The following is a 10746-nucleotide window of genomic DNA, read 5'->3' as shown; positions in this document are numbered from 1 at the left end:
ATCTTACTCTTCGTTCAAGCTTCCGCCTTCGAGTACGAGGTTCAGTTTTTCACCGTTGCCTTCATCCTCGTCTTCCATTTCACGCATTTCAATCTCCTTCTCATCACCGGACAGAATCTTCACGTCCATACCCAAGCTCTGGAGTTCCTTAATCAATACTTTGAAGGACTCAGGAACACCTGGTTCTGGAACGTTTTCGCCCTTAACGATCGCTTCGTACGTTTTCACGCGGCCCACGACGTCATCCGACTTGACAGTGAGAATTTCTTGCAAGGTGTAGGCAGCACCGTATGCTTCCAGTGCCCAAACCTCCATCTCCCCGAAACGCTGTCCACCAAATTGAGCTTTACCACCCAATGGCTGTTGCGTAACAAGAGAGTAAGGACCAGTGGAACGAGCATGGATTTTGTCATCGACCAAGTGAGCCAGTTTCAGCATGTATACACAACCAACTGTTACACGACGATCAAATGGTTCACCTGTACGACCATCAAACAAGATCGTTTTTCCGTCACGATCCAGGCCTGCTTCTTCCAACGTTTCGAATACTTCTGCCTGACGTGCACCGTCAAATACTGGCGTTGCTACGTGGATACCCAGAAGCTTCGCTGCCATACCCAAGTGAGTCTCCAATACCTGACCGATGTTCATACGCGAAGGTACGCCCAACGGGTTGAGTACGATCTCTACTGGAGAGCCATCTGGCAGGAACGGCATGTCTTCTTCCGCCATGATGCGGGCGATAACCCCTTTATTACCATGTCGACCGGCCATTTTGTCACCCACGGAGATTTTCCGTTTTTGGGCGATGTAAACGCGAACCAGTTGGTTTACGCCTGGTGGCAATTCGTCGCCATTCTCACGCGTAAATACTTTTACGTCTACGATGATACCGGAACCACCATGTGGTACGCGCAGGGATGTATCACGAACTTCACGAGCTTTTTCACCGAAGATGGCATGCAGGAGGCGTTCTTCTGCTGTCAGCTCAGTAACCCCTTTTGGAGTAACCTTACCAACGAGAATGTCGCCGTCCTGAATCTCCGCACCAACACGGATGATACCGCGTTCGTCCAGGTTTTTCAGAGCATCTTCCCCGACGTTTGGAATATCGCGAGTGATTTCCTCTGGACCCAGCTTGGTGTCGCGAGCTTCGGACTCGTATTCTTCAATATGGATAGACGTATAAACGTCATCTTTAACAAGTTTTTCACTCAGAAGAATCGCGTCTTCGTAGTTGTATCCTTCCCACGTCATAAACGCGACGATCACGTTACGACCGAGAGCCAATTCACCTTTTTCAGTGGACGGGCCGTCCCCAACGATATCGCCTTTTTCAATCCATTCTCCAGTGCTTACGATTGGACGCTGGTTGATGCAGGTACCTTGGTTGGAACGGATAAACTTGTGCATTTTGTACTTATCGAGATCGCCAGCAACTTTTCTACCGTCGATTTCTTGGTAACGACGAATCCAGATTTCGCGAGCCGTTACGCGTTCTACTTGACCCGGATTTTTGGCTACGATCGCCACACCGGAGTCTTGCGCTGCTTTATGCTCCATACCCGTACCGACAAACGGTGCTTGTGGAATCAAAAGCGGAACGGCCTGCCGCTGCATGTTTGAACCCATCAGTGCGCGGTTGGCGTCATCGTTCTCGAGGAACGGAATCAGCGCTGTCGCAACAGATACAACCTGCTTCGGCGATACGTCCATGAAGTCAACCTTGTCGCGCGGTACGCTCAAGATCTCACCTTTACGACGGCAGATAACCATGTCGTTTACGAAACGGCCATCTTGATCCAGTGGCTGATTCGCCTGTGCCACGTTGAACACGTCTTCCTCATCAGCAGTCAAGTAGCTGATATCAGTCAACACGAAGCCTGTTTCTGGATCTACTTTACGACGAGGCGTTTCGATGAATCCGTAATCGTTAATGCGTGCAAAGGACGACAAAGAGTTGATCAAACCAATGTTTGGTCCCTCTGGCGTCTCAATTGGACACATACGACCGTAGTGGGAATGGTGAACGTCGCGCACTTCGAAGCCCGCGCGCTCGCGCGTCAAACCACCAGGTCCGAGTGCGGACAGACGGCGTTTGTGCGTCAGCTCAGCCAATGGGTTTGTTTGGTCCATAAACTGGGACAGCTGCGAGCTACCAAAGAACTCCTTCAGAGATGCAATCACTGGACGGATGTTAATGAGAGCCTGCGGTGTAATTTGGTTTTGATCCTGGATGGACATGCGCTCACGAACCACACGCTCCATACGGGACAGACCAATACGGAACTGGTTCTGCAACAGTTCACCCACGGAACGCAGACGACGGTTACCCAAGTGGTCGATATCGTCTGTGGAACCTACACTGTGCAGGAGGTTCATGAAATAGTTGATCGCCGATACGATGTCCGCCGGCGTAATATGTTTGAAGGACTTATCTACATTTCCGTTTCCGATTACTTTGATGATCTTGCCATCTTCAATCGGAGAGAAAATATTGATAGATTGTAGATGGATTGCTTCATCTTCCAGAACGCCGCCATGCGTGCGAACGTCAATAAATCCGATGCTGCCTTCCAGAGCTGGCACAATGCGTTCCAATACACGACGGTCAATCATTTGACCGGCTTCGGCAAAAATTTCACCTGTAGTGGTATCGATCAATGTTTCAGCCAGACGTTGGTTGTACAGACGGTTTTTCAGATGAAGCTTCTTGTTCATTTTGTAACGACCAACAGAAGCCAGGTCATAGCGCTTAGGGTCGAAGAAACGAGAGATCAAGAGGCTCTTCGCATTTTCGACTGTTGGTGGCTCGCCCGGACGAAGACGCTCGTAGATTTCGATGAGCGCTTTTTCCGTAGAATCGGTATTGTCTTTTTCCAGCGTGTTCTTGATGTATTCATCTTCACCCAGCAAGTTGAGAATCTCGATGTCAGAACCAAAGCCCAACGCACGCAAAAGAACCGTTACCGGGATTTTTCTCGTACGGTCGATGCGGACATAAATTACGTCTTTCGCATCGGTCTCCAGCTCCAGCCAAGCACCCCGGTTCGGGATTACTGTAGCTGTAAACGTCTGCTTGCCGTTTTTGTCCACTTTGGTGTTGTAATATACACTGGGGGAACGAACAAGCTGGCTGACAATAACGCGCTCAGCACCATTAATAATGAAGGTTCCCGTTTCGGTCATGAGCGGGAAATCCCCCATGAAGACTTCTTGTTCCTTCACTTCTCCCGTCTCTTTGTTCAACAAACGTACCTTCACACGCAGAGGCGCCGCATAGGTGACGTCACGTTCTTTCGACTCGTCAACATCGTACTTCGGCTCTCCCAAGCTGTAATCAATAAACTCCAGCACGAGATTACCTGTGAAGTCCTGGATTGGCGAAATGTCTTGGAACATCTCACGGAGCCCCTCATCAAGGAACCATTGGTAGGACTTTTGTTGAATCTCGATGAGATTTGGAAGGCCCAGCACTTCGTTAATACGTGAATACGTACGACGCTGGCGGTGTCGGCCACTTTGAATCACTTTACCTGCCAACTTATTCACCCCTCAGGTTGTGTTTTCACACATAGAAACTCGGCATTCGGCAACTTTAAAATCGCAGACGAATGCCTATAAATAAAAATGGGTTAAAGCAGTTTCAACCATTTTTAACCCAGAGAAACTCTATTTTAAAAGAATTCCCATGTTTCCACACAAACATTCCTATCTAAGGAAAAAAGTAGAAACGCTTGTCGGACAGGGAATTGCTGAAAAATAGACATTTATCCCATATTGACATTTTATAATGCTACCACAATCAAATGTTCGCGTCAAGAAAAGATTTCTAATGATTTCTTCTTGCTTATTTGATCGCACGGAATATGTGGTAGCCCTTTTCCCGATCTACTTCTATCACTTCACGGTACATTTCCTGTAGTTTCTTCAATGCAGATGGGGCGCCTTGTTTCTTTTGAATGACAACCCACATTTCTCCACCATCAACCAACAGTTCGTAACCTTCCACGAAAATGCGATGAACGATTTCCTTGCCCGCGCGAATCGGCGGGTTGGTCAGAATGACGTCAAACTGCTCACTTTGCACGCCACTATAAACATCACTCACTCGAACCTCGACATTTTTTATTCCATTTGCTTCTGCATTACGACGAGCCAGGTTCACCGCACGCTCGTTCACATCGATCATCGTTACCCGACCATGTTCAGCAAGTCTGGCAGCTGTCAAGCCCATCGGACCATACCCACAGCCCACATCGAGCACACGTGCATGACTGTCGATTTCCATGTTCTCGATGAGCAATACACTTCCAAAGTCAATCCGCTCTCGGGAAAAAACGCCTGCATCCGTAATGAAACGAAGCTCATTGCCACGGAGCATAAACGTAAATTGCTGTTCGTCATGTGCAGCACCCGGTCGATTGGTGTAGTAGTGGTCTGCCACGTGTGATTCACCCTTCCTCATCGTTTCAACATGCATTCATCAAAACCTTACAGAAAATCCCCCTGCCGCAGGCAAGGGGATATCCTAAAGGAAGCTAACTTACTTTACTTCTACTTGTGCGCCAGCTTCTTCGAGTTTTGCTTTGAGAGCTTCTGCTTCGTCTTTGGAAACGCCCTCTTTGAGTGTTTTTGGAGCGTTGTCTACCAGGTCTTTTGCTTCTTTCAGACCCAAGCCAGTCAGCTCGCGAACAACTTTGATTACGTTGATTTTGGAAGCGCCGCCGCTTACCAGGTTAACAGTGAACTCAGTTTGCTCAGCAGCAGCTTCTGCTCCGCCACCAGCAACTACAGCTACAGGAGCAGCAGCAGTTACGCCGAATTCTTCTTCAATTGCTTTTACCAGATCGTTCAGTTCGAGAACGGACATGCCTTTAATGGCTTCCAAGATTTGGTCTTTAGACATTTGTAAATCCTCCATTCAAGGAATAGTATTTGTAAAACATTAACCGATCAGACGATTAAGCGCCTTGACCTTCTTTTTGTTCTGCCACTGCTTTGACTGCCAGTGCAACGTTGCGCATTGGAGCTTGCAGGACGGAAAGAAGCATGGACAAGAGACCTTCGCGGTTCGGCAGGGAAGCCAGAGCTTTAATTTGCTCAGCACCAACTACTTTACCCTCGATAACGCCACCCTTGATTTCCAGCTTGTCGTTTTTCTTAGCGAATTCAGCGATAACTTTCGCTGGAGCGATGATATCGTCTTTGCAGAACGCCAAAGCGTTCGGTCCAGTCAGATATTGATCCAGTTCAGTCAGGCTTTCCTTCTCAGTAGCCAAACGAGTCAAAGAGTTTTTCAACACTTGGAACTCAACACCAGCTTCACGCAATTGCTTACGGAGCTCAGTTACTTGTGCTACTGTCAAACCGCGGTAGTCAGCTACCACTGTAGTTTGGCTTTCGCGAAGCTTAGTTGCGATTTCATTGATCGCTTGTACCTTTTCTTCACGAATAACGGTTGGACGAATTTCTGCCATTGATTACACCTCCCGTGCTCTAATCCTAGAAAATGAAGAATGCCCTCGCAGACTCACGAGGGCATAATGCTATATCGTCAAAGGAAAACAGCGTTTCCTCATTCGTACATTACACGCCTCGGAGGGATATTAAGCGTTACTCTCACAAGCACCGCGCCTTCTGTCTACGGCATATTCTTTTCATCAACAGGGACTATCTTAACAACTCCCATAAAGGAAGTCAAGTGTCATTATTTTACAGCTACACGAACACCAGGGCCCATAGTAGAGCTCAGGGTTACATTTCTCATGTAAACACCTTTTGCTGCAGCCGGTTTCGCACGGTTCAGTGCATCCGTCAGAGCAGCCAAGTTGTCAGCCAGCTTGTCAGCATCAAAGGATGCTTTGCCGATAGGAGCGTGGATGTTACCAGCTTTGTCTACGCGGTATTCAATTTTACCTGCTTTGATTTCGTTAACCGCTTTTGTTACATCGAAAGTAACAGTACCGGTCTTAGGGTTTGGCATCAGGCCTTTTGGACCGAGTACACGACCCAATTTACCTACTTCACCCATCATGTCAGGGGTAGCTACGATAACGTCAAAGTCAAACCAGCCACCTTGAATTTTCGCGATCATGTCTGCATCGCCTACGAAGTCTGCGCCAGCTGCTTCAGCATCTTTTGCTTTCTCGCCTTTAGCGAATACGAGAACACGTTGTACTTTACCAGTACCATGTGGCAATACAACAGCGCCACGAATTTGTTGGTCAGCACGCTTAGGGTCTACACCCAAACGGAAAGCTGCTTCAACAGTTTCATCGAATTTAGCAGTAGCTGCTTTTTTAACCAGCTCAATACCTTCTGCTACTTCGTATACTTTGTTTTTATCAACGAGCTTTACAGCGTCTTGATACTTCTTACCTTTTTTCGCCATGATTAAATCTCCCTTCAATGTGGTCGTAGCGGTTGATCCTCCCACAGACAGGGGGGCACAACGTCTGTGCCCCCTTGCACTCAAGACAATTAGTCTTCGATTACGATACCCATAGAACGAGCTGTACCTTCTACCATGCGCATAGCCGCTTCTACGGATGCAGCATTCAGGTCAGGACGCTTCAGTTCTGCGATTTCACGAACTTTATCACGTTTCAGCGTAGCAACTTTTGTTTTGTTTGGTACGCCAGAACCGGACTCGATACCAGCAGCTTTCTTCAACAGAATTGCAGCTGGAGGAGTTTTTGTGATAAAAGTGAAAGAACGGTCTTCAAACACGGTGATTTCCACCGGAATGATCATACCTACTTCGCTTTCAGTGCGAGCATTGAATTCTTTACAGAATCCCATGATGTTTACACCAGCTTGACCGAGAGCCGGACCTACTGGAGGTGCAGGATTCGCTTTACCTGCTGGAATTTGTAATTTAATTACGCGGATAACCTTCTTAGCCACGTAAGACACCTCCTTACTTCACATGTGGTTATTACGGGGGAATGCCCCCTCCCACCGTTTTTTGAAAGTCTAGTAAAAGACTTTCGATCTATAGTGAGAGTGCAAGAAACCCCAATTAATGTTGTGGGATTGTTAAAACAAAATGAAATGTACCACATAGCGCGATACTTTTCAAGTTGAATCCTAATCCAATTGTTGAACTTGTGTAAAGTCTAGCTCTACCGGTGTTTCGCGACCAAAGATGTCCACCAACACGCGAACCTTCTGCCTGTCCGGGTAAATCTCGATAATCTCCCCGGTGCGATTGGAAAACGGACCATCTGTGACGCGCACCATATCGCGGAGAGCAAAATCGATTCTGATCTTGGGAATTTCGATTCCCATTTGCTTGAGAATCGTATCGGCCTCTTCAGGACGCAGCGCTGTCGGTTTAGAGCCAGCACCCGTGGATCCGACAAAGCCGGTAACCCCAGGGGTGTTGCGCACGACATACCAAGAGTCGTCCGTCATCACCATTTCAACAAGGACGTATCCAGGAAACACTTTTTTCGTGACGGTGCGCTTCTTACCATCCTTGGTTTCCACCTCTTCTTCAGTGGGAACAAGAACGCGAAAGATCTTGTCTTCCATGCCCATCGACTCGAGTCGCTTCTCCAGATTGGTTTTCACCTTGTTTTCGTAACCTGAGTACGTATGAAGTACATACCATGCTTTTTCCATATCCAACAGGACGATAACCGTCCGTCCCTCCTAAGACTTGCATAATTACGTTCCTAGAATCAAATCGATCAAGCGCGAGATACCCAAATCAACGACGAAGAAGAATACTGCCAGGAGCATAACCGTAACAAGAACAACGAGCGTATAGGTCGTCAATTCTTTACGGTTAGGCCAACGGACTTTCTTTAGTTCGGACATTACGTCACTAAAAAAACCACCGGTACGGCGAAAACTGGCTCCGATTCGTGATAAAAAACCCACTTTGCCACCCCCTGACTTCGTCGCATCAACCATTACTTCGTCTCGCGATGAAGGGTTTGCTTCTTGTCACGGGAGCAATACTTTTTCAGTTCAACACGTTCAGTAGTGGTGCGCTTGTTCTTTGTGGAGATATAGTTACGCTCGCCACACTCGGTGCACGCCAACGTGATGTTTACTCGCATTTATTGCCACCTCCATCTCATTTCAAACCTGCTATTAGTTAAAAGTACCCCGATGATTAATAGTACGGGAAAACCGCTACTTTTTCCAGACCATTTCATTCACCTAAGTAACCATAGAACAGAGAGATAAGAGTCTATGGCTACCTAAATAAATTTATCACACCGAAATACCCATGTCAAACAAAATGACTTGACAACCAGAAGTCCTTTTGCTTCCAAAATAAAAAGAGAGATTCTCTCTTACAGATGAATCTCTCTTCCTTCTAAATAGCGCTCTAGCTTGCGCTTGACTCTCTGTAATGCATTATCGATAGACTTGACATGACGCTTCAGTTCAACAGCAATCTGCTGATAGGATCGTCCGTCCAAGTAAAGCATGAGAACCTGGCGCTCCAAGTCACTCAAGATTTCACTCATCTTGCCTTCGATGTCATCGAATTCTTCCCGATTGATAAACAATTCCTCTGGATCGGTCACCTTGGTTCCCGAGATCACATCGAGTAGTGTCCGGTCAGAATCTTCATCGTATATAGGCTTGTCCAATGAGACGTAAGAATTGAGCGGGATGTGCTTTTGGCGTGTCGCCGTCTTGATCGCGGTAATGATCTGACGGGTAATACACAGCTCGGCAAATGCCTTGAACGACGTGAGCTTGTCTCCTCGGAAGTCGCGAATAGACTTGTACAGTCCGATCATCCCTTCCTGCACGATGTCTTCGCGGTCAGCCCCAATAAGAAAATAGGATCTCGCTTTGGCACGGACGAAGTTCTTGTATTTGTTGATCAAATACTCCAAAGCTTCGGCGTCATTATCGCGAACCAGGTCGACTACTTCTTCGTCGGTCATTAGTTCATATTGGGCATGTTTTAACTCCTTGAGGTCAACACTCACAAATGATCCCTCCGCCAACCGGTTTCTCCAATAGATAGCGCTATTATACATGATGCCGTAAAAAAGCGTCAACCGAATCCAAGTTATTCCCTTCTCCATTTTTCGAATATTTTCGCTATTTCATCATTCAGCGCAATCCGCCTGGAGAAGCCGTCTTCCTTCGTTTTTTCGACTTGTTTCTTGATTTCTTTCCCCGCATTTTCCATATCGAGCAACAACTCCCGGGCAGATTTGCGCAAAGCTCCCTGCCCAAATATGACACGTTGTGACGTATAGTCAGAAGTTGCCACATAAATTTGTCGATTTTTATTGTGAAATTGAGAGACTAACTGCTCGATTTTTTCGTCAGCCGTCTCCTTTTTCTTCGTGAAATAAACTTCAACCTGGAAGTCTTCCATTTGACGGCCAATGCCAGGAACGTTGTACGCATCAAAGACAATGATGACCTTCACACCAGTGTAGCTCTGGTACTCTGCCATTTTTGCGATTAATTGATCACGCGCCTCGTCCATCCGCTCTTGATCCTTCAGCAGGCGCAGATCGGGCCAGGCGCCGATGATATTGTATCCATCTACGATCAACAGCTGCTTGGCTTTTCGTTTCGCCATGTCATTTCACCCGAGTCGGAATTGGACTCCTGGAGCGATAGACTTCATACATCAACAAGGCAGCTGCTACAGAAGCGTTGAGTGAGGTAACATTGCCCGCCATCGGAAGGCTGTACAGAAAATCACAGTTTTCCCGCACGAGGCGACTCATACCTTTTCCTTCGCTGCCAATGACAATCGCGAGTGGCATCGTATAGTCACCCTGGCGGAAATCTTGTTTGGCACTCGCGTCTGTTCCTGCGATCCAAACACCGCGTTCTTTGAGCTCTTCCATGGTACGAACCAAGTTCGTCACTCGCGCTACTGGCACGTAGTTGATCGCCCCTGCCGAAGCTTTTGCCACCGTTGCCGTAAGACTGACAGAACGTCGTTTTGGAATGATGACACCATGAGCACCGACTGCATCGGCTGTCCGCATGATCGAACCAAGGTTATGCGGATCTTCCAGCTCGTCCAACAGCAAAATGAACGGCGCCTCGTTTTTTTCCTCTGCCCGCTTCAAAATATCGTCTACCTCTACGTAATCGTAAGCAGCAACAGAAGCCACTACACCCTGATGGTTGTCCGTCGACACGAGCTGATCCAGCTTTTTGCGATTCGCCGTCGTCACAATGACACCCTGTTCTTTCGCCAAGGCATAGATAGGTCCCATCAGATTTTTATTCGTTCCCTCTGCAATCCAAATCTTATTAATCGTACGGCCTGATCGTAAAGCCTCGATGACGGGGTTTTTCCCCAGAATCCATTCTTCACTCATTTCATGATTCTCCTTCCACTATGGCAAAAGCCTGCTGCACAATTTCAGCGATCCGCTCTTCTTTTCCACTCAAGTACAGGTACCCGATCAATGCTTCAAAAGCCGTTGCATGACGGTAGTCGATAATATCGGCGTTTTTGGCACTGGAGCCGGATTTGGCATTCCGCCCCCGCTTCACTACATTCAATTCTTCCTCCGGCAATGTGGGCATTAACGTCAACAACACATTGGCCTGTGCTTTCGCTGAAACATAGCGGTTGGCCGCCTTGTGGAGCTGGTTTGGTTTAACCAGCCCCTTGGCGATCAAATGATACCTGACACAATGCGAATAGGTAGCATCCCCGAGGAAGGCAAGCACGAGTGGATTTGTCAGATTAGGATCTCGGGTTAGTTCTTCTTTTTGCATCTATTTTCTTCG

Annotated in this window: 13 protein-coding genes and 1 other annotated feature; all 13 genes read right to left on the bottom strand. The window is 47.5% G+C overall.

Annotated elements, in window-relative coordinates; genetic code table 11:
- Positions 1-3: 3 nt before the first annotated feature.
- The 13 genes from rpoB to PMI05_RS01205 all read right to left on the bottom strand — a co-directional run bounded on the left by rpoB (position 4) and on the right by PMI05_RS01205 (position 10734).
- Positions 4-3543: a DNA-directed RNA polymerase subunit beta gene (gene rpoB, locus PMI05_RS01265; RefSeq protein ID WP_007716220.1), complete on the bottom strand. Its 3540-nt coding sequence runs from the start codon at positions 3541-3543 to the stop codon at positions 4-6.
- Between the two features lie 307 nt (positions 3544-3850).
- Positions 3851-4447: a class I SAM-dependent methyltransferase gene (locus PMI05_RS01260; RefSeq protein WP_007716219.1), complete on the bottom strand. Its 597-nt coding sequence runs from the start codon at positions 4445-4447 to the stop codon at positions 3851-3853.
- A gap of 99 nt (positions 4448-4546) precedes the next feature.
- Entirely contained in the window at positions 4547-4909 is a 363-nt protein-coding gene (rplL, locus tag PMI05_RS01255) for a 50S ribosomal protein L7/L12 (protein ID WP_007716218.1), read from the bottom strand.
- A 55-nt stretch (positions 4910-4964) separates the two neighbouring features.
- On the bottom strand, positions 4965-5480 hold the full coding sequence (gene rplJ / locus PMI05_RS01250; protein WP_007716217.1) for a 50S ribosomal protein L10: 516 nt from the start codon (positions 5478-5480) through the stop codon (positions 4965-4967).
- 25 nt (positions 5481-5505) lie between these two features.
- Positions 5506-5668 (bottom strand) — a sequence feature (ribosomal protein L10 leader region).
- A gap of 42 nt (positions 5669-5710) precedes the next feature.
- Positions 5711-6394: a 50S ribosomal protein L1 gene (gene rplA, locus PMI05_RS01245; protein ID WP_007716215.1), complete on the bottom strand. Its 684-nt coding sequence runs from the start codon at positions 6392-6394 to the stop codon at positions 5711-5713.
- An 89-nt stretch (positions 6395-6483) separates the two neighbouring features.
- Positions 6484-6909 (bottom strand): 50S ribosomal protein L11, encoded by a 426-nt coding sequence (gene rplK / locus PMI05_RS01240; RefSeq protein ID WP_007716214.1) that lies wholly within the window; start codon positions 6907-6909, stop codon positions 6484-6486.
- 183 nt (positions 6910-7092) lie between these two features.
- Complete coding sequence (gene nusG / locus PMI05_RS01235; protein WP_007716213.1) at positions 7093-7629, bottom strand: transcription termination/antitermination protein NusG; 537 nt, start codon at positions 7627-7629, stop codon at positions 7093-7095.
- Positions 7630-7674: 45 nt separating this feature from the next.
- Entirely contained in the window at positions 7675-7923 is a 249-nt protein-coding gene (secE, locus tag PMI05_RS01230) for a preprotein translocase subunit SecE (RefSeq protein ID WP_007716212.1), read from the bottom strand.
- The gene (gene rpmG, locus PMI05_RS01225; protein WP_003392018.1) at positions 7923-8072 is read right to left on the bottom strand and encodes a 50S ribosomal protein L33; all 150 of its coding nucleotides are present in this window, start codon (positions 8070-8072) and stop codon (positions 7923-7925) included. Before rpmG ends, secE begins: the two co-directional genes overlap by 1 nt.
- A 240-nt stretch (positions 8073-8312) precedes the next feature.
- Positions 8313-8963, bottom strand: a complete 651-nt coding sequence (gene sigH / locus PMI05_RS01220) for an RNA polymerase sporulation sigma factor SigH (RefSeq protein ID WP_005828894.1) — start codon at positions 8961-8963, stop codon at positions 8313-8315.
- 83 nt (positions 8964-9046) lie between these two features.
- Complete coding sequence (locus tag PMI05_RS01215; protein ID WP_007716210.1) at positions 9047-9571, bottom strand: NYN domain-containing protein; 525 nt, start codon at positions 9569-9571, stop codon at positions 9047-9049.
- 1 nt (position 9572) lies between these two features.
- Positions 9573-10328, bottom strand: a complete 756-nt coding sequence (gene rlmB / locus PMI05_RS01210) for a 23S rRNA (guanosine(2251)-2'-O)-methyltransferase RlmB (RefSeq protein WP_007716206.1) — start codon at positions 10326-10328, stop codon at positions 9573-9575.
- Position 10329: 1 nt separating this feature from the next.
- Positions 10330-10734, bottom strand: a complete 405-nt coding sequence (locus PMI05_RS01205; protein WP_007716204.1) for a Mini-ribonuclease 3 — start codon at positions 10732-10734, stop codon at positions 10330-10332.
- Positions 10735-10746 lie beyond the last annotated feature (12 nt).

This window comes from Brevibacillus sp. BC25, from assembly GCF_000282075.1.
Taxonomy (GTDB): Bacteria; Bacillota; Bacilli; order Brevibacillales; family Brevibacillaceae; genus Brevibacillus.
Note: the sequence above shows the minus strand (reverse complement) of the source record. Positions and strands in the feature narration are given on the sequence as shown.